The organism is Nonomuraea polychroma (genome assembly GCF_004011505.1).
Taxonomy (GTDB): domain Bacteria; phylum Actinomycetota; class Actinomycetes; order Streptosporangiales; family Streptosporangiaceae; genus Nonomuraea; species Nonomuraea polychroma.
The window spans coordinates 1,893,517-1,911,957 of the sequence record NZ_SAUN01000001.1; the positions used below are offsets into that span (position 1 = coordinate 1,893,517).

The following is an 18,441-nucleotide window of genomic DNA, read 5'->3' on the forward strand; positions in this document are numbered from 1 at the left end:
CCGTTCGCCTTTGTGCGGGCGGGACCTTCGCGTATTCTCGTGGGGCTCATTGGCCTGCTGACAACGAGGAAGAAGAATCCCGTGCGCATCGCCGTCACCGGCTCCATCGCGACAGACCACTTGATGACCTTCCCAGGAAGCTTCGGCGATCAGCTCATCGCCGAGCAGCTCGACCGGGTGTCACTCTCGTTCCTGGTCGACGACCTTCAGATCCGGCGCGGCGGGTGCGCCGCGAACATCGCGTTCGGCATGGGCTGCCTTGGCCTGCAGCCGATTCTCGTGGGAGCCGTCGGCAACGACTTCGCCGACTACCGGTCATGGCTGGAGCGCCACGGCGTCGACTGCGGCTCCGTGCACATCTCCGAGACGCAGCACACCGCGCGTTTCCTGTGCACCACTGACGAGCACCACAACCAGATCGCCTCGTTCTACACCGGCGCCATGGCCGAGGCCCGGCTCATCGAGCTGCAGCCCGTCGCCGACCGGGTGGGCGGCCTCGACCTGGTGCTCATCAGCCCCAATGACCCCGACGCGATGTTGCGGCACACCGACGAGTGCCGCCAGCGCGGCATCGCGTTCGCCGCCGACATCTCCCAGCAGCTGGCGCGCATGGAGGACGAGCAGATCCGCCAGCTCGTCGACGGGGCCGCCTATCTCTTCTCCAACGACTACGAGAAGGGGCTCATCGAGCAGAAGACCGGCTGGTCGGATGAGGAGATCCTGCACCGCGTCGGCGTGCGGATCACCACGCTCGGGCCCAAGGGCGCCGTCATCGACCGCAAGGGCGAGCCGTCCATCCAGGTCGCGCCCGCTCCGGAGCGGGGCAAGGCCGACCCCACCGGCGTCGGCGACGCCTTCCGCGCCGGGTTCCTGTCCGGGCTGGCCTGGGGGCTGCCGCTGGAGCGGTGCGGGCAGATCGGCAATCTCACCGCCACGCACGTGCTGGAGCGGGTCGGCGGGCAGGAGTACGAGCTGGGGCAGCAGGGCTTCCTCGAGCGGTTCGCCGCGGCGTACGGCGCTGAGGCGGCCGGGGAGATCGCCGAGTACGTGCGCTGCTACCACCCCTGAGCCGGCTCCGAGCGGCTTCAGATCGCCCCGTCCACGGCCGATGCGCCGGGGCGGGGCGTTCGCCGTCCATCCGGGCCGGCGCGCATGCCCGGAAAATCAGTGCCGGAAGATCAGTAGTTGCGTCTTACGTGGATGGACCAGCCGCCCTCGGGCAGCTCGTACGAGCCGACATGGCGGTGCGACTTCAGCCTGCACCACGCCGGTACGTCCGTATAGGCCGCGGGATCGTCGGCCAGGACGGCCACCACGGCGTTCAGCGGCACGTAGTTGATCTGCTCCGCGAGCATGATGATCGGGATCGGGCACTTCTTCCCGAGCGCGTCGATCGTCAAAGCCGGCTGAGTAACCTCGGTCATGCGACTCCTGCGTCCTGGCGGATGCGGCGCACCATATCGGGCAGCACGGCGAGGAACCTGTCGACCTCCGCCGCGGAGACGCCCCTGGGCAGCGACACCCGGACATTCCCATGCGTCAGCACGCCCATCGCTTCCAGAACGTGCGATGGACGAAGCGTACTAGCGGTGCACGAACTTCCGGACGATACGGCGAATCCCGCTTTGTCCAACTCGGTGAGCAGCGCCTCCCCGTCGACGTACAGGCACGAAAAGGTCACGATGTGCGGCGCCCGGTCCACCGGGTCGCCGATCACCTCCACGTCCGGGACGATCTTCGGCACCGTCTCCCTGATCTTCCCCACGAGCTCGGAGATCCTCGCCTGCTCCTGCGCCGCCTCCGCGGCCATCGCGCGCAGGGCGGCCGCCGCGGCCACGATGCCGGGGACGTTCTCGAAGCCCGGCACCCGCCGCCGCTCCCGCTCGTCCTCCGGCAGGAAGGAGCGGAACCGGGTGCCCTTGCGCACCACCAGCACCCCTACCCCGGCCGGGCCGCCCCATTTGTGCGCGCTCGCGGTGAGCACCGACCAGCCCGGCGGTATCGGCATCCGGCCGGCCGTCTGGGCCGCGTCCACCAGCAGCGGAACGCCGTGCGCCCGGCACGCCGCGGCCGCCTCCGCCACCGGCTGAAGGGTGCCGACCTCGTGATTGGCCGTCTGGAGGCAGGCCAGCGCGGTGCCGGGCCGCGCCACCGCCTCGGCGAAGGCGTCGAGGTCCACCTGTCCGCTCAGGCCGACTCGCACCGTCTCCACCGTGCCGCCGTCGCGTTCGTGCACGCCGCCGGCGTGCAGCACGCTGGAGTGCTCGACCGCGCTCGTCACCAGGTGGCGCCCGGCCCTGCGCCTGCCGTGTAGGGTGCCGAGCACGCCGAGATGCACGGCCTGCGTGCCGGAAGAGGTGAACGACACCTCGTCCGGGCGCGCGCCGAGCGCCTCGGCCACCTCCGTGCGGGCCTGCTCCAGCAGCAGATGCGCACGGCGGGCCTGGCTGTAAAGTCTCGCGGGATCGGCCCAGCCGACGTCGATCGCCGCCAGCAGCGCCTCACGCGCCTGCGGGTGGAGCGGCTCGCTCGAAGCCGCGTCGAAGTACGCCACGAGACCTATCGTCCCACTTGCGGCGCCATCGAGGGGTCGCGAAGTAGGGCGAGGCACCTGCACGCTAATGTGTCTGCAATCAGCTGTGCATAGGAAATACGAGCGCCCAAGGGAGAGACTCTTGGGCTTCATCTGTGGGGTAGGCGATCCGTGAGTCCGACTCGCCGTACGACGCGGCGTTCGTTGGCCCGGCGCAGGGTGCCACGAGCCGCCGCTTTGGCGTTGCTGCTGGCCACCGCGACGGCGTGTGCTAATGACGTCCCCGAGGCCGATTGGTCTCGCGGCCTTCTTCCCGAACACGTCACCGAGCAGGGTGGCCCGATCCAGACTCTGTGGAACGGGGCCTGGATTGCCGCACTCGCCACGGGCGCCGTCGTCATCGTCCTGATCGTGTGGGCGGCCATTTTCCACCGCAAGCGCAAGTCGCAGGCGGACCTCCCGCCGCAGGTGCGCTACAACTTGCCGATCGAGATCCTCTACACGGTGATCCCGCTCGTCATGGTGTCGGTGTTCTTCTTCTACACCGCGCGGGACAGCGAATACCTCACCCGCATGCCGAAGAACCCGGATGTGGTGGTGAAGGTCGAGGCCTTCCAGTGGAGCTGGCGCTTCACCACGACGGTGGGTGGCAAGACGTTGCAGCCGGTCGCCGGCCTGCCGGTCGACGACTACAAGCAGGGGCCTCAGCTCGTCCTGCCCGTGAACAAGACGGTCGAGTTCGACCTGTCGACGGACGACGTCATCCACTCCTTCTGGGTGCCGGCGTTCCTGTTCAAACGTGACGTGATCCCCGGCATCCCCGAGGACAACCCCGGCCGCAAGTTTGCGATCAAGACGCTGGACAAGCCCGGCGTCTACGCGGGCCGTTGTGCCGAGCTGTGCGGTGTCGATCACAGCAAGATGCTCTTCTCGGTGAAGCTCGTCAATGACACCGAGTGGAACCAGTACCTCGCTACACAGGCTGGGAGTGCCCAGTGACCGCCATTCAAGAACCACTTCGCGCGCCGGTCGGGCGGCCCACCACCAAGGGCCAGGTGATCGCCAAGTGGCTGTCCTCCACCGACCATAAGATCATCGGGCACCTGTACCTGATCTCGTCGTTCATCTTCTTCCTGATCGGCGGCATCATGGCGCTGATCATGCGGGCGGAGCTCGCGCAGCCGGGGCTGCAGTTCACCAGCAACGAGCAGTTCAACCAGCTGTTCACCATGCATGGCACGATCATGCTGCTGATGTTCGCGACGCCGCTGTTCGCCGGCTTCGCCAACGAGCTGATGCCGCTGCAGATCGGCGCCCCTGACGTGGCGTTCCCCCGCCTCAACATGGTGAGCTACTGGCTCTACCTGTTCGGCAGCATCATCGCCGTGTCCGGCTTCTTCACCCCGGGCGGCGCCGCGTCGTTCGGCTGGTTCGCCTACACGCCGCTGTCCAACGCGATCAACTCGCCCGGCATCGGCGGGGATCTGTGGATCATGGGCCTGGCCCTGTCCGGTCTGGGCACGATCCTCGGCTCGGTGAACTTCATCACCACGATCATCTGCATGCGCGCACCCGGCATGACCATGTTCCGCATGCCGATCTTCACCTGGAACGTCCTGCTCACCAGCATGCTCGTGCTGATGGCGTTCCCGGTGCTGGCCGCCGCGCTGCTGGCCCTGGAGGCCGACCGCAAGCTCGGCACGCACATCTTCGACCCGGAGAACGGTGGAGCGCTGCTCTGGCAGCACCTGTTCTGGTTCTTCGGCCATCCCGAGGTGTACATCATCGCGCTGCCGTTCTTCGGCATCGTGACCGAGGTGCTGCCGGTCTTCAGCCGCAAGCCGATCTTCGGCTACATCAGCCTCGTGGCCGCGACGATCTCGATCGCCGGTCTGTCCATCACGGTCTGGGCGCACCACATGTTCCCGACCGGGCAGGTGTTGCTACCGTTCTTCTCGTTCATGACGTTCCTCATCGCGGTGCCGACGGGCGTGAAGTTCTTCAACTGGGTCGGCACCATGTGGCGAGGGCATCTGACGTTCGAGTCGCCGATGTTGTTCTCGATCGGTTTCTTGATCACCTTCCTCCTGGGTGGTCTGACGGGTGTCATCCTGGCCTCGCCGCCGCTCGACTTCCACATCAGCGACACCTACTTCGTCGTCGCCCACTTCCACTACGTGGTCTTCGGGACCGTCGTGTTCGCCATGTTCGCCGGCTTCTACTTCTGGTGGCCGAAGTTCACCGGCAAGATGCTCGACGACAAGCTGGGCAAGCTGCACTTCTGGCTGCTCTTCATCGGCTTCCACACCACGTTCCTGGTGCAGCACTGGCTCGGCATGGTGGGCTTCCCGCGCCGGTACGCCGACTACAGCGCGGCCGACGGCTTCACCGACCTCAACATGCTGTCGTCGGTGGGCGCGTTCATCCTGGGCCTGTCCACGCTGCCGTTCTTCTACAACGTGTGGAAGACGTGGCGCAGCGCGCCCAAGGTCACGGTCGACGACCCGTGGGGGTACGGCGGCTCGCTCGAGTGGGCGACCTCCTGCCCGCCGCCGCGGCACAACTTCACCTCGCTGCCGCGCATCCGGTCTGAGCGTCCCGCGTTCGACCTGCACTATCCGCACGTGTCCGCCAAGCCAGTCCAGGAGGTCGAGGCCTGATGAGGGTACAAGGGTGGCTGTTCCTCGCCTGCGGCCTGTTCTTCGCCGCCGTGGACGTGGCCTACTGGTTCTGGACCAAGGCCGCCACGGGTCAGGGTGAGCCGGTCGGCACGACGGCCATGGCCATCTCGGTGGGGTTCGCGTTCATGGTGGGCTACTACCTGATGTTCACCGCGCGGCGCATCGGCCCGCAGCCGGAGGACAACAAGCAGGCGGAGATCAGCGAGGGCGCCGGGGAGATCGGGTTCTTCAGCCCGAGCAGTTGGTGGCCGCTGTTCGTGTGCCTGGCGGCGGCCTTCGCCTTCGCCGGGTTCGTGTTCGGCTTCTGGATGTTCCTGATCGGGGTCTTCCTCATCCTCATGGCCATGATCGGGTTCGTGTTCCAGTACTACCGGGGCAACTTCTCGCACTGAGCTGACCCTCAGCGAGAGCTGAGCGAAACCGGAGCGGGTGTCCTTCCTTGGGGGAGGACGCCCGCTTTTTCATGTTCTTTACCAGTGGCCGGATGTGGTGATTCGATCACTCAGGGTAGTAATGAGAGGTCTGCTATGTGGACTGCCGCCACGTCCTTTGCCAGCCAGGAAGGGTAGGGCGGCAGGCCAACGAGCAGGCTTCTTGCGAGGGAAGACAGCGAAGCGGTTCGTTCTTGGGCGAGGGAGTCACCGTGCAGCGCGTAACGTATGTATCCGCCGGTCTGCTGGCCTTGGCGCTGCTGACCGCGTGCTCGGCGAAGGAACCGGCGCCGGAGGGGATCGCGATGGCCGGCGGCGCGCGGGGCCCGGCTGTGTCGTTCTCTCCTCAGGACAAGACCAAGGACGTGCCCACCGACCAGCCCGTGGTCGTGTCGGCCACCAGCGGCAAGCTCAGGAGCGTACGGGTGGCGGGGAGCAAGTCCGCCCCCCTCGAGGGCGAGCTGAGCGCCGACGGCACCCGCTGGCGCAGCCTCGGCACCGCCCGCCCCGGCACCGAGTACACCGTCACCGCCGTCTCCGTGGACGCCGCGGGCAAGCAGACCACGACCACGAGCACGTTCGCGACCGTGAAGGGCAAGGAGACGTTCGACATCGAGACCATCACCCCGAACAAGGAGTACACGGGGCTGACGGTCGGCGTCGGCATGCCCATCATGATCGCTTTCGACAAGCCGATCAAGGACCGGGTGTCCGTCGAGCGTAACCTCATCGTCCGCAGCTCCAAGCCGGTGGAGGGGGCCTGGCACTGGTTCGACGACCAGCACGTCGACTTCCGGCCGCAGAAGTACTGGCCCGCCCACACGCGGGTGCGGGTGGAGGCACGGCTGGCCGGCGTACGCGGAGGACCCGGCATGTACGGCAAACGCGACGTCACGCTCAACTTCAAGATCGGCCGCTCTCAGATCACCAAGGGCAGCACCGATGAGCACGTGCTCATCGTGCGGCGAGACGGCAAGAAGATCCGTACGATGCCGATGAGCGCCGGCAAGGGCGGGGTGTGGAAGTACTACACGACCTCAGGCATCCATCTGGCGATGTCGCGCGAGCCCGTCACCGTCATGACCTCCCCCGGGATCGGTCCAGGCCAGCCCGGCTACTACCAGCTGACGGTCTACAACACCGTGCGCATCTCCAACAGCGGCGAGTACGTGCACAGCGCCCCCTGGTCGGTCGGCTCGCAGGGCAGCGCGAACGTCAGCCACGGATGCGTGAACATCAGCCCCGACAATGCCCGCTGGTTCATCAAGAACACCCTGATCGGCGACCCGATCATCATCACCGGTTCGCCGCGGAAGCTGGAGCCCACGAACGGGTGGGGGCACTGGCAGGAGAACTGGAAGCAGTGGCTGAAGTGGAGCTCGCTCAAGGCCGGGCCCACGATCGCCCTGTCGTAGCCGGCCGCGAGTCCAGCACACGAAGACGGCCGGTCCGGGACTTCCCGGGCCGGCCGCTTCATGCCTGTGAGCCAGGCGGGCTTGATGTGTGCGGCTCGCCGGCCAGGTCGGGCTGGATGCGTGCGAGGCCGCCCGTCAGGCCGGGCGGAAGGAGCCGCTGGCCTCCACCCAGCGGTCCAGGACGGCCGAGGCGGCGCCGGAGTCCACCGCCTGCGCCGCGCGGGCATAGCCCTCGGCCATGGCCGCATTGAGGTCGTCGCCGGGCCCGTCGTAGGCCACCAGGGCGGCGGCCGCGTTGAGCAGCACCGCGTCGCGCACCGGCCCGGTCTTGCCGCCCAGCAGGTCGTGCACGGCCTGTGCGTTGAACGCCACGTCCCCGCCCCGCAGCGCGCCCACGTCGGCGCGCGGGATGCCGAGGACCTCCGGGTCGAACGTCGTCTGCGTGGCGGCGCCGTCCTTGACCACCCACACCGTCGAGGTGCCGGCGATGGTCAGCTCGTCCAGGCCGTCGTCGCCGCGGAACACCAGGGCGGACACGCCGCGCTCGGCGAAGACGCCCGCGAGCACGGGCAGCATCCTGGGGTCGAAGACGCCGATGGCCTGAGCGGCCGGGCGGGCCGGGTTGGTGAGCGGGCCGAGGAAGTTGAAGACCGTGGGCACGCCGATCTCCTTGCGCGTCGGTCCGGCGAAGCGCAGCGCGGGGTGGTAGACCGGGGCGAAGCAGAACGCGATGCCGGCGTTGAGCGCCACCTGCGCGGTCTGCTCGGGCGTGAGGTCGAGGCGGATGCCCAGGTGCTCCAGGACGTCGGCCGCGCCGCACGAGGAGGAGGCGGCGCGGTTGCCGTGCTTGACCACCCGCGCGCCGGTCGCCGCGACCACGATGGCGGCCATCGTCGAGACGTTGACGGTGTGCGCGCGGTCGCCTCCCGTGCCGACGATGTCGACCACGCGGCCCTCCACGCTGAGCGGCGTGGCCAGGTCCAGCATGGTCCGGGCCAGGCCCACCACCTCGGACACCGTCTCGCCCTTGGCGCGCAGGGCGATCACGAAGCCGGCGATCTGGGACGGCGTCGCGGAGCCCGACATGATCTCCCGCATCGCCCAGGCCGTCTCGTCTGATGTCAAATGCTCTCCGGCCAGGAGAGCGGAAAGCAGGGCAGGCCAGGTCGTACGGGAGTCCATGGGCACCTACTTAGCGTTGAGTCGGGTGGAGGAACGGCGGCGCATCAGATCGGCCACCGTGTCGGCCACGACCATGGGCTCCAGGGGCTGCGACACCACGGCATCGGCCTTCGACCATTCGGCCAGCCAGCGGTCGTCACGCCGGGCGATGATCAGGCAGATGGGCGGGCAGTCGTAGACCTCGTCCTTGGCCTGGCGTGAGACGCCCATGCCGCCCGCGGGCTGCGTCTCGCCGTCGAGGACGGCCACGTCGATCTCGCCCGAGCCCAGCCACTGGTGGACCTTGGGCTCGGTGGCGCACTCCACGATCTCGACGAAGGGGACGTCCGCCGCGGGCCGCCTGCCGATGGCCTGGATCACCTCAGCCCTCGTCGCGGCGTCGTCGCTGTAGACGAGGACCTTCATCGTGTCGTCGGTGCTCCCAGATGACGTCACTGTCGCGCTCACTATCGGTCGTAGCGGTAGGGTCACCCTGGATCGTACCGGTGTGCCGGTGTGCAAACCCAGGCTGCCGCCCTCAGGGGGCGTTTTGGGGTAATTATCCCTGGTTGATGGCCGGTTTGTACCCGCTAACGGGGGGTCGTGCGCGGGACCGACTACCAGAGCCGCAATAATGCTGCCCGTGGCGACAGCATCCGCAATAACTTCGACGACGACAGCACAGTCGTACCGCAGACCCAACCTGGTCAGTGTCGGGACGATCGTCTGGCTGTCCTCTGAGCTCATGTTCTTCGCGGCGCTGTTCGCGATGTACTTCACCATCCGGTCGGTGAGCGAGGGCAGGGGGATCGAGTGGGGTCCCGCCTTTCTTCCCACAGGCGCGCAAGTCGCCGAGGGAGTCGCTCACCTGAACATCCCGTTCGCGACGGTCAACACGATCATCCTGGTGCTGTCGAGTGTGACGTGCCAGCTGGGCGTGTGGGCCGCGGAGAAGGGGCAGGTCGCCAAGCTCCGCTTCTGGTACATCGTCAGCTTCCTCATGGGCGCGGTCTTCATCGCGGGCCAGCTGTACGAGTACAACGAGCTGGCGTCAGAGGGCGCGACCCTGTCCGCTAACCCCTACACCTCGGTGTTCTACCTGACGACGGGCTTCCACGGCCTGCACGTGACCGGTGGCCTGATCGCGTTCCTGTTCATGCTGGGACGCACGTACGCCGCGAAGCGCTTCACGCATGAGCAGGCCACCAGCGCGATCGTCGTGTCCTACTACTGGCACTTCGTAGACGTCGTCTGGATCGGTCTTTTCGCGACCATCTACATCATTCGTTAAGGAACGGGATCTCTGTGACTAGGATCACCGCTTGGCGGCGGCATCCCCTCGCGAGATACGCCGTCCTGATTTTGGCGTTGTCGCTGGTCGGGATGGTATACGCCGCCTTTGTCCAGGCGGGTAAGCCTGCCGACGCGGCGCTCGCGGCAGGCAAGGTCGATGACGTGGCCGAGGGCAGGAGCCTGTTCGTCCAGCACTGCTCCAGCTGCCACGGCATGAACGCCGAGGGCATCACCAACAAGGCGCCCACCCTCATCGGCGTCGGCGCCGCGGCCGTCGACTTCCAGATGAGCACCGGCCGCATGCCCGCGGGCGCGCCCGGGCCCCAGGTCCCGCGCAAGCCTCCGGCCCCCTGGGTCAACGAGACGACGACCCGCCAGATCGCGGCGTACGTGCAGTCGCTCGGCGGCGGACCGCAGGTCCCGGGCGCCGAGGAGGTCGACGCCAAGCTCGGCGACGCCGGCCGGGGCGGCGAGCTGTTCCGCGCCAACTGCATCCAGTGCCACAACTGGGTCGGCGCCGGCGGCGCCCTGACCCAGGGCAAGTACGCCCCCAACCTCAACGAGGCGACCCCCACGCAGATCTACGAGGCGATGGTCACGGGCCCGCAGGCCATGCCGGTCTTCAACGACACGACGATCACGCCGGAAGAGAAGCGCGACATGATCGCCTACATCACCCAGGTGCGTTCGCAGAAGGACCCGGGAGGTTTCGGCCTGGGGCGCATTGGCCCGGTCACCGAAGGTCTCGTAGCGTGGATCGTGGGGCTCAGCGCCCTCGCACTCGCCGCCATCTGGATCACCGCGAAGAAGCGACAGAAGCCATGACAGACAACGAGCACGAGATCGAGCAGCCGGATGAGCGCGTGCCCAAGCGCGTCATCGGCACCCCCGCGCCGGGCACCTCGATGCTCGGCACCGTGGAAAAGGCGGAGACCGCCGAGGAAGCCCCCGGCGTGACGCTGCAGGACGAGGCCAAGGCCCGCAAGGCCGAGAAGGTCGTGGCGCTCTGCTTCACGATCACCTTCCTCGCGTCCGTCGCGTTCATCATCTCCTACGTGGTGTTCCCGGTGGGCAGCCCCGAGGCGACGGGCACGTCCAACCTGGTGCTGGGCAGCACGCTGACGCTCGCGATCCTGGGACTGGCGGTCGGCATCGTGGTCTGGGTCCGCCAGATCATGCCGAAGTACTCCCTGATCCAGGAGCGCCACGAGATGGCCTCCGACGAGCCCGACCGCGAGGTCGTGGCCGACACCTTCGTCCAGGGCGCCAACGAGAGCGGCTTCGTCAAGCGCAAGCTGCTGCGCCGCACCCTGCTGCTGGCGGCGGCGCCGCTCGGCCTGGTGCCGCTGGTGCTGCTGCGCGACCTGGACAACAACAAGATGCCGGGCTCGAAGTTCAACGAAGTGCTGCGCCACACGGTCTGGGGCGAGAAGAACAAGGAAGGCAAGCCGCTCAAGCTCCTCGTCGAGGGCACCGGACAGCCGATCAGGGCCGCCGACTTCAACTCGCCCGGCGGCATCCTGTCGGTGGTCCCCGAGGGCTACGAGCACGACCTCAACGCCCTCGCCAAGGCCACGCTCATTCTCATCAAGTTCCGCCCGGAGGAGCTCAAGTCCGGGGTGCGGCAAAACTGGACGCACGACGGCATCGTCGCGTACTCCAAGATCTGCACCCACGTGGGCTGCCCGGCGGCACTCTACGAGCAGAACACCCACCACATCCTCTGCCCGTGCCACCAGTCGACGTTCGACGCCGCCGACGGTGCAAAGGTCATCTTCGGCCCGGCCGCGCGGCCGCTGCCGCAGCTGCCGATCACCGTCGACGAGCAGGGCTACCTCATCGCCCAGGGTGACTTCGAGGTGCCCGTCGGGCCCAGCTACTGGGAGCGCGGTGACGCCGAGAAGGCGGCCAGGGAGCAGGGAGGCCAGGCATGACCACCGAACTGAAGACGGTTCCCAAGGCGATCTCCGGCCCGTCGACCTTCCTCGACGACCGGCTCGGCGGGGCCAACTTCCTCAAGCGCAACCTGCGCAAGATCTTCCCGGACCACTGGTCGTTCCTGCTGGGTGAGATCGCGCTCTACTCGTTCATCATCCTGCTGCTGACCGGTACGTTCCTGACGTTCTGGTTCAAGCCCAGCATGGAGCACGTCATCTATGACGGCGTCTACGAGCCGCTCAAGGGCGTGGGGATGTCCGCGGCGTACGCCTCGACGATGGAGATCAGCTTCGAAGTCCGGGGTGGTCTGCTCATGCGGCAGATGCACCACTGGGCGGCCCTGCTCTTCGTGGCCGGCATGACGGTCCACATGCTGCGGGTGTTCTTCACCGGCGCTTACCGCAAGCCGCGCGAGCTCAACTGGATCATCGGCGTGCTGCTGCTGACACTGGCGCTGGCCGAGGGTCTGACCGGCTACTCGCTGCCCGACGACCTGCTGTCCGGCGCCGGTCTGCGGATCACCGAGGGTGTGGCGATCTCGCTGCCGTTGGTCGGCACGTTCGTCACGTTCTTCCTGTTCGGCGGGGAATACCCGGGTGAGGACGTCATCGCCCGGTTCTACTCGCTGCACATCCTGCTGATCCCGGGCATTCTCCTGGCGCTCATCTCGGCCCACATGGTGCTCATGTGGGTGCAGAAGCACACCCAGATGCCCGGCAAGGGGCGGACCAACCAGAACGTGGTGGGCGCACCGTTCTACCCGGCCTTCATGGCCAAGGCGGGTGCCTACTTCCTGTTCACGCTCGGTGTGATCGCGGGCCTGGCGACGTTCGCCCAGATCAACCCGATCTGGCTGTTCGGCCCGTACACGCCGGCCGACATCTCGGCGGGTTCGCAGCCTGACTGGTACATGGGCTTCCTGGAAGGCGCGCTCCGCATCATGCCGCCGTGGGAGATCAACCTCTTCGGCACCACCCACGCCGGCACGTTGCCCTTGAGCGTCATCATCCCGGCGCTGGTGCCGATGGGCATCATCATGACGGGTCTGGCGCTCTATCCGTTCCTGGAACGCTGGGTGACGGGCGACAACCGCGAGCACCACGTCGCGGACCGGCCGCGCAACAACCCGCACCGGACCTCGATCGGCATCTCGGCCATGACGTTCTACGGCGTCCTCTGGCTGCTGGGCGCCAACGACGAGATCTCGGCGAACTTCCACATCAGCCTCAACTGGACGACGTACGCAGGACGGTTCCTGATCTTCGTGGCGCCGGCGCTGGCGTACCTGATCACCTACCGGGTCTGCCTCGGCCTCCAGCGCCAGGACGCCGCCGTCGTCTCGCACGGCGTGGAGTCCGGTGTGATCAAGCGGCTGCCGCACGGTGAGTTCATCGAGGTCCACACGCCTCCGGCGGACGACATCGAGGCGCACGTGCGCGGCAAGGAGCCGGTGGCGATGCTGCCGGTCGCCGAGGACACGGCCGGCATCCCGCCCAGGGGCATGCGTGGTCCGCTCGGCAAGCTGCGCGCCCGCATGTCGAAGGCGTACGGCGGGGAGAAGATCCCGCTGGACGAGGGACACGAGCACGAGGAAGAGCACGCCGCCATCGGCAGCGGCGAGGACCGTAGCATCACCCACTGAGTAAGCATCAGCCCCGGGCGGATCTTTCCGCCCGGGGCGCTTTTATGATCTTCTTTTACGGCCGCCCGGCGTCACCGCACGCGCCGTCGCTGGTTTCCATCTGTCATGGCCGGTCGTGAAGGCTCACGGGTTGCTCGCCGTGACGGAGCGCGTTCTGGGCCGGCTCCGTGGTTGAAGCGGGCACCACGCACCGCATTCTGGCCCGCTCCGTGGCCGGAGCGGGTGCCGCGAGACCGGGAGTCAGTCGGCTTCGGGGAAGCCGATGGAGAAGGCCGCGTCCAGGTCGTGCTTGCTGTAGGCGCGGAACGCGATGTGCGTTTCCGTGTGCAGGACGCCCTCGACCTTGTTGATCCGGCCCGGGACCACCTCGGCGATTTGTTCATATGCCGGGACGCGGACCATGGCGAGGAGGTCGTATTCGCCGGTGATGGAGTAGACCTCGCTGACGCCGTCGATCTCGGCGATCGTCTCGGCGACCTCCGTGATCCGGTCTACCTCGGCGTTGATGTGGACGATAGCCGTGACCATGGAGCAACTCTAGCGGGTTACCGCAAAGGCCGCCCCTCGCGGGAGCGTCCCTGGTCGAGATGGCGGTAAGCGAGGTCGATGCGGGCCTTGTGGCGGGCGGCGCCGCGGGCGGGCAGGCTCCACACGCCGTCCACCTCCACCAGCCGCACGCCCGGCGACTCCAGCCAGCGCAGGATGCACTCGGTCTCCTCGGCGCTGGCGGCGTGGACGGGGCCGGGACCGGGGATGACGACCTCCGCCGTGGCCGTCAGCGAGGCGACGAAAGCGGTCGGGTGCACGCCCTTCTGCATGACGCCGGCCGCGGCGAGCCTGCCGTACCTGATGACGTGGATGTCCCAGCCGCCGCCGAAGGCGGGGCTGGCGGCGACCAACTGGGGGATGCGGGTGATGGAGCTCAGCCGCTGCATGCGGGCGGCCGTGCGGACGAACGCGGCCAGCCGGTCGCGGTCGACGGACGCCTCCTCGTAACGCTGCTCCACCGACAGGCGCTCCATGCGGGCCTGCACGGCGGTGAAGACGGGCGTGGCGTCGAGGGTCATGGCGCGGCGGGCGCTCTCGACGTGGACGGCGTATTCCTCCGGGCTCTCCTTGCCCTCGCACGGGGCGCCGCAGCGGCCCATCTCGTGCAGCACGCAGGCGGCGCGGCGGGTGCGCAGGCTGATCGGCTGGGTGCACTGGCGCAGCGGCACGGCCTCGTGCAGCGCGATGCGGGCCTCGTCGGCCAGGCGGGCGCTGGTGAACGGGCCGAGATAGGTGGCCTCGTCGTCTTTCAGATCGCGCACGATGGACAGGCGGGGAAAGGGCTCGGCGGTGAGCTTGAGCCAGAGCATCTTCTCGGGGAAGCGGGAACGGCGGTTGTAGCGGGGCTTGGCGCCGCCGATCAGGCGCAGCTCCCTGACCTCGGCCTCCAGGGCGGTGGAGCAGACGATGTGGCGCACCCGCTCGGCGATGCCGATCATCTCGCGGATGCGCGGCCGGGTCTCGCCGGCGGTGAAGTAGGAGCGCACGCGGTTGCGCAGGTTGGTGCTCTTGCCGATGTAGAGGACCTCGCCCCGCTCGTCCTCGAAGAGGTAGACGCCGGGCGCGTGCGGCACGGACTCGGCCAGGTGGCGCTTGCGCTGCTGCTCGGGCGTGGGGGCGCGGACGAACGACTTCAGCTCCTCCAGCGTGTGCACCTGGAACGAGCCGGCCCGCTCGATCAGCCCGTGCAGCACGTCCACGGTGGCCCTGGCGTCCTGCAGGGCACGGTGGCACGGCTCGACCGGGCTGCGGAAGAACCTGGCCAGGGTGGCCAGCTTGGCGTTGGGCGTCTCGTCGCGGGTCAGCACGCGCCGCGCCAGGTCCACGGTGTCGACGACCGGGTTGGCCGGCGGGGGATAGCCGTGCGCGGCGCAGGCCGCCTTGACGAAACGGGTGTCGAACCCGGCGTTGTGCGCCACCAGCACGGCTCCGCGGATGAACTCCAGGAAGCTCGGCAGCACCGCCTCGATCCGCGGCGCGGCCATGACCATGGCGTCGGTGATCCCGGTCAGCACGGAGATGAACGGCGGTATCGGCCCGCCGGGATCGACCAGTGTGGAGAACTCGCCCAGCACCTCGCCCGCCCGCACCTTGACCGCCCCGATCTCGGTGATGGAGTCCTCAGCGGGGGCGCCGCCGGTCGTCTCCAGGTCGAACACGACGAACGTGACCTGGTTGAGCGGAGTGCCGAGCTCGTCGAGTGTGCCTTGTACCGCGTCCACGACCCAAGACCATAGAGAGAGCGACCGACAGGATCGAATAACCAACCCCCTTGATCATTAGTTACCCTTCCCTTTGTGTCCACGGGAAGACTTGCCGGCCGCTACTCCCTCCAGCGTCCCCTGGGCGCCGGTGGCATGGGGAAGGTGTGGCTGGCCAGGGACGAGATGCTTGACCGCGACGTCGCGGTCAAGGAGCTCACGCTGCCCGAGGGCATGTCGCCGAAGGAGCGGGCCGACTCGGTGAAGAGGGCCGTGCGCGAGGCGCAGGCCACCGCCAGGCTGCGCCACCCGGGCATCGTGGCCCTGCACGACGTGGTCGTCGAGTACGAACGGCCCTGGCTGGTCATGGAGCTGCTGCGGGGCCGCACGCTCGCCGACACGGTGCGCGAGTTCGGGCCCATGCCGCCCGACTACGCCGCGCGGATCGGCGCGGACGTGCTGGAGGCGCTGTCGGTCGCCCACGCGCAGGGCATGCAGCACCGCGACGTCAAGCCGGGCAACGTGTTCCTGACCGAGAGCGGCAGGGTGGTGCTCACCGACTTCGGCATCGCCCGCCAGGAGGGCCAGGCCACGCTCACCGAGCAGGGGCTGATGATCGGCTCGCCCGGGTTCATCGCGCCCGAGCGGCTGGAGGGCCACCCCGGCGGCCCGGCCAGCGACCTGTGGTCGCTCGGGGCCACGCTCTACACCGCGGTGACCGGCGCCGCCGCCTACGAGGGGTCGGCGGCCCAGCGGATCCGCGCCACGCTGACGCAGCCGCCGCCGGCGGCGCCCGGACCGCTGGGGCCGCTGATCACCGCCATGATGGCGCAGCACCCGGAGGCCCGCCCGGACCCGCGTGTGGCCGTGCCCGCGCTCAGGCAGGTGGCCGCCGGTGGCCCGCTGCCGCAGCTGCCGGCCGGCCTCGAGCCGACCGCGCCGCGCCCTGTCAAGAAGCGGGGGCGGGTCGTGGTGTGGATCGCCGCGGCGGCGGCCCTGGTGGTCGCGGTGGCCACCGGCGGCTTCTTCGTGCTGAGGAGCATGGACAGCGGGGTGCCCGCGTCGTTCACGGTGCCGATGGACGTGTGCACGCTGATCAGCCAGGAGGAGGTGGGCCTGCTGCTGCGTACGCAGAAACCGCCCAAGGGCCAGCCGGGCTCCGACGACGTGGGCCCCAAGTGCGGCTGGCCGATCTCCCAATCCGGCGTGGGCCTGCAGGTGCAGAAGGACTCCGACACGGTGGACCCCTGGTCGATGACCCCGGCCGGCGCCCGCAGGCTGTTCCAGGGCCAGCAGCGCTACTGGAAGAAATACGACCAGTTCGACTGGAACTGGCCGGAGATCGGGGTGAAGGACAAGATGAAGTCCAAGCGCACCCCGGTGCGCCAGATCACCGGCGTCGGGGAGGAGGCGTTCGCCTTCGAGCTGGCGGGCCCTGACGGGCGGGTGCACTCGGCGCACGTCTACTACCGGCTGGCCAACCTCGTGGTGAGCGTCGAATACTCCACCGTCGCCGACCGGCCCACCGACGAGGACGTCAAGCAGTCGGCGCTGAAGGCGGCCCAGGCGAGCGAACAGGCGTTGCGCGATGCCGCATGACCTCTACCTGCTGGCCGGCCGCTACCGGCTGATCGAGCGGCTCGGGCAGGGCGGCGCCGGCACCGTGTGGCGGGCCATCGACGAGGTCCTGGACCGGCAGGTCGCCGTCAAGCAGGTACGCGTGCCGGAAGGACTCGACCCGTACGCGCGCGCCCAGTTCACCGACCGGGCCATCCACGAGGCGAGGTCGGCGGGGCGGCTGCGCGACCCGGCCATCGTGCTGATCCACGACGTGGTGCTCGAAGGCGACCAGCCGTGGATCATCATGGATCTGGTCACCGGCCGTTCGCTCGACAAGCTGATCAAGGAGCGGGGGCCGCTGCCGCCCGAATTCGTGGCCCGGGTGGGGCTGCAGGTGTTGTCGGCTCTGGAGGTCGCGCACGCGCACGGCATGCTCCACCAGGACGTCAAGCCGGCGAACATCCTGCTCGACTCCGACGGCTCGGCCATGCTCACCGACTTCGGCATCGCGGCCCCGATGGGCGGGCGGGGCCAGTTCGGCAGCGGCGGCTCGCCCGGCTACATGGCTCCGGAACGGCTCAACGAGCAGCCTTCGGGCCCGGCGTCCGACCTGTGGTCGCTCGGAGCGAGCCTGTACACCGCGGTGGAGGGCCGGGCGCCGTTCGAGCGGGAGCTGCCGGCCGCGATGGCGGCGGCGGTGCTGCTGCACGAGCCGCCGTTCCCGGCGCGGGCCGGCCGCCACTTGGGCGGCCTGCTGATGGCCATGCTCGCCAAGGACCCCGCCGCCCGGCCCACCGCGCCGCAGATCCGCCAGGCGCTGAGCGCCCAGCCGGCCACCGCCACGACGCCGCGACGGCGCCGCTGGTGGCTGGTTCCGGCCGTGCTCGCCGCCGTCGTGACGCTGGCCGGGAGCGGCTGGTACGCCGCCGCCGCGCTCCGGGTCGAGCCGGAGACCGGCAAATACGCCCAGGCGCCCGATCCGTGCAAGCTCCTGACCGACGCCCAGGCCGCCGGAATCGTGAAGGGCACGCCGGACCGCGGCGCGACCAGGGCGGGCGAGTGCCAGTGGGCCGTCGACGAGCAGCCCCAACGCCGCCTCATCGTGCGTGCCTGGATCGAGCGGCCCGACGGCGACCTTGGTGGCCCGCAGGTGGCCCAGCGGCGCTTCGCCAGCATGAAGGCCACCCGCGCTGCCGGGAAGGGCACCCAAGGTCGGACCACCTGGGGGGCGGTCTCCGACGTCAAGGGAGTGGGGGAGTCGGCGATCATCCAGAACTCCTTCACCTTCTACCTCAACTCCACCGAAAGCGGCCGATCCGACAGCATCGTGCTCTTCCGCACGAGTAACCTGCTGGGCGAAGTGATCTGGCATCGCGAGGACGTGCCGGTCTCGAAGCCGGCGGACAAGGAGACGGCCATCGCCGCCGCCCGCCTGGTGGCCGCGGCCCTCCAGAAGTGATGCCGAGCATGAGCCGCAAGCATCTTGCAAGGGGCGTGACTAGCATGTTCTCCCGCAAGTCAGGGCAACCCCAGGAGTC

General features: G+C 68.6%; 17 protein-coding genes. 11 read left to right on the plus strand and 6 right to left on the minus strand.

The features are described from left to right. Nucleotides 1-81: 81 nt before the first annotated feature. Nucleotides 82-1,068: a carbohydrate kinase family protein gene (locus EDD27_RS08335; protein ID WP_127931862.1), complete on the plus strand. Its 987-nt coding sequence runs from the start codon at nt 82-84 to the stop codon at nt 1,066-1,068. A 110-nt stretch (nt 1,069-1,178) separates the two neighbouring features. On the opposite strand, the gene EDD27_RS08340 is transcribed toward EDD27_RS08335, so the two are convergent. Together EDD27_RS08340 and EDD27_RS08345 are read right to left on the minus strand one after the other, a co-directional pair. Beyond that, nucleotides 1,179-1,424: a sulfurtransferase TusA family protein gene (locus EDD27_RS08340; RefSeq protein WP_127931863.1), complete on the minus strand. Its 246-nt coding sequence runs from the start codon at nt 1,422-1,424 to the stop codon at nt 1,179-1,181. Next, nucleotides 1,421-2,554, minus strand: coding sequence for a cysteine desulfurase family protein (locus EDD27_RS08345; RefSeq protein ID WP_127931864.1), 1,134 nt, complete (start codon nt 2,552-2,554; stop codon nt 1,421-1,423). The genes EDD27_RS08340 and EDD27_RS08345 overlap by 4 nt, the downstream gene beginning before the upstream one ends. Before the next feature lie 216 nt (nt 2,555-2,770). On the opposite strand from EDD27_RS08345, the gene ctaC reads away from it, so the two are divergent. The 4 genes from ctaC to EDD27_RS08365 all read left to right on the plus strand — a co-directional run bounded on the left by ctaC (nt 2,771) and on the right by EDD27_RS08365 (nt 7,060). Beyond that, nucleotides 2,771-3,532 carry an aa3-type cytochrome oxidase subunit II gene (ctaC, locus tag EDD27_RS08350; RefSeq protein WP_241563918.1) on the plus strand — a complete coding sequence of 254 codons (762 nt, stop codon included), beginning with the start codon at nt 2,771-2,773 and terminating at the stop codon, nt 3,530-3,532. Further along, nucleotides 3,529-5,193, plus strand: coding sequence for an aa3-type cytochrome oxidase subunit I (gene ctaD, locus EDD27_RS08355; protein WP_127931866.1), 1,665 nt, complete (start codon nt 3,529-3,531; stop codon nt 5,191-5,193). Before ctaC ends, ctaD begins: the two co-directional genes overlap by 4 nt. Then, nucleotides 5,193-5,606: a cytochrome c oxidase subunit 4 gene (locus EDD27_RS08360; RefSeq protein ID WP_127931867.1), complete on the plus strand. Its 414-nt coding sequence runs from the start codon at nt 5,193-5,195 to the stop codon at nt 5,604-5,606. The genes ctaD and EDD27_RS08360 overlap by 1 nt, the downstream gene beginning before the upstream one ends. 251 nt (nt 5,607-5,857) lie before the next feature. Then, a complete protein-coding gene (locus EDD27_RS08365) occupies nt 5,858-7,060 on the plus strand; it encodes a L,D-transpeptidase (RefSeq protein WP_127931868.1) in 1,203 nt (400 codons plus the stop codon). 135 nt (nt 7,061-7,195) lie between these two features. Here the strand turns inward: EDD27_RS08365 and trpD are convergent, their stop codons facing one another. Then, complete coding sequence (gene trpD / locus EDD27_RS08370) at nt 7,196-8,242, minus strand: anthranilate phosphoribosyltransferase (protein WP_127931869.1); 1,047 nt, start codon at nt 8,240-8,242, stop codon at nt 7,196-7,198. A gap of 6 nt (nt 8,243-8,248) precedes the next feature. Beyond that, entirely contained in the window at nt 8,249-8,647 is a 399-nt protein-coding gene (locus EDD27_RS08375) for a hypothetical protein (RefSeq protein ID WP_127940564.1), read from the minus strand. 208 nt (nt 8,648-8,855) lie between these two features. Between EDD27_RS08375 and ctaE the strand changes: the two genes are divergently transcribed. The 4 genes from ctaE to qcrB are packed head-to-tail and all read left to right on the plus strand — an operon-like array spanning nt 8,856 to nt 13,094. Further along, nucleotides 8,856-9,512, plus strand: a complete 657-nt coding sequence (gene ctaE, locus EDD27_RS08380; protein ID WP_127931870.1) for an aa3-type cytochrome oxidase subunit III — start codon at nt 8,856-8,858, stop codon at nt 9,510-9,512. A 14-nt stretch (nt 9,513-9,526) separates the two neighbouring features. After that, nucleotides 9,527-10,339: a cytochrome bc1 complex diheme cytochrome c subunit gene (gene qcrC, locus EDD27_RS08385; protein WP_127931871.1), complete on the plus strand. Its 813-nt coding sequence runs from the start codon at nt 9,527-9,529 to the stop codon at nt 10,337-10,339. Continuing rightward, nucleotides 10,336-11,448 (plus strand): cytochrome bc1 complex Rieske iron-sulfur subunit, encoded by a 1,113-nt coding sequence (gene qcrA, locus EDD27_RS08390; protein ID WP_127931872.1) that lies wholly within the window; start codon nt 10,336-10,338, stop codon nt 11,446-11,448. Before qcrC ends, qcrA begins: the two co-directional genes overlap by 4 nt. Further along, entirely contained in the window at nt 11,445-13,094 is a 1,650-nt protein-coding gene (gene qcrB / locus EDD27_RS08395) for a cytochrome bc1 complex cytochrome b subunit (protein ID WP_127931873.1), read from the plus strand. The genes qcrA and qcrB overlap by 4 nt, the downstream gene beginning before the upstream one ends. A gap of 240 nt (nt 13,095-13,334) precedes the next feature. Here qcrB and EDD27_RS08400 read toward each other — a convergent pair whose 3' ends face one another. Together EDD27_RS08400 and EDD27_RS08405 are read right to left on the minus strand one after the other, a co-directional pair. Continuing rightward, complete coding sequence (locus tag EDD27_RS08400; RefSeq protein ID WP_127931874.1) at nt 13,335-13,622, minus strand: Lrp/AsnC family transcriptional regulator; 288 nt, start codon at nt 13,620-13,622, stop codon at nt 13,335-13,337. 17 nt (nt 13,623-13,639) lie between these two features. Next, nucleotides 13,640-15,364, minus strand: a complete 1,725-nt coding sequence (locus tag EDD27_RS08405; RefSeq protein ID WP_127931875.1) for a DEDD exonuclease domain-containing protein — start codon at nt 15,362-15,364, stop codon at nt 13,640-13,642. Between the two features lie 75 nt (nt 15,365-15,439). Between EDD27_RS08405 and EDD27_RS08410 the strand changes: the two genes are divergently transcribed. Then, nucleotides 15,440-16,942 (plus strand): serine/threonine-protein kinase, encoded by a 1,503-nt coding sequence (locus EDD27_RS08410; RefSeq protein WP_127931876.1) that lies wholly within the window; start codon nt 15,440-15,442, stop codon nt 16,940-16,942. Continuing rightward, a complete protein-coding gene (locus EDD27_RS08415; RefSeq protein WP_127931877.1) occupies nt 16,932-18,362 on the plus strand; it encodes a serine/threonine-protein kinase in 1,431 nt (476 codons plus the stop codon). The genes EDD27_RS08410 and EDD27_RS08415 overlap by 11 nt, the downstream gene beginning before the upstream one ends. Nucleotides 18,363-18,441: the final 79 nt, after the last annotated feature.

Bases quoted from the DNA above. Each gene is read 5' to 3' on its own strand.
- EDD27_RS08340 (WP_127931863.1), bottom strand. From the start codon at position 1,424: ATGACCGAGGTTACTCAGCCGGCTTTGACGATCGACGCGCTCGGGAAG.
- EDD27_RS08360 (WP_127931867.1), top strand. From the start codon at position 5,193: ATGAGGGTACAAGGGTGGCTGTTCCTCGCCTGCGGCCTGTTCTTCGCC.
- trpD (WP_127931869.1), bottom strand. From the start codon at position 8,242: ATGGACTCCCGTACGACCTGGCCTGCCCTGCTTTCCGCTCTCCTGGCC.
- EDD27_RS08375 (WP_127940564.1), bottom strand. From the start codon at position 8,647: ATGAAGGTCCTCGTCTACAGCGACGACGCCGCGACGAGGGCTGAGGTG.
- ctaE (WP_127931870.1), top strand. From the start codon at position 8,856: ATGCTGCCCGTGGCGACAGCATCCGCAATAACTTCGACGACGACAGCA.
- qcrA (WP_127931872.1), top strand. From the start codon at position 10,336: ATGACAGACAACGAGCACGAGATCGAGCAGCCGGATGAGCGCGTGCCC.
- qcrB (WP_127931873.1), top strand. From the start codon at position 11,445: ATGACCACCGAACTGAAGACGGTTCCCAAGGCGATCTCCGGCCCGTCG.
- EDD27_RS08400 (WP_127931874.1), bottom strand. From the start codon at position 13,622: ATGGTCACGGCTATCGTCCACATCAACGCCGAGGTAGACCGGATCACG.
- EDD27_RS08415 (WP_127931877.1), top strand. From the start codon at position 16,932: ATGCCGCATGACCTCTACCTGCTGGCCGGCCGCTACCGGCTGATCGAG.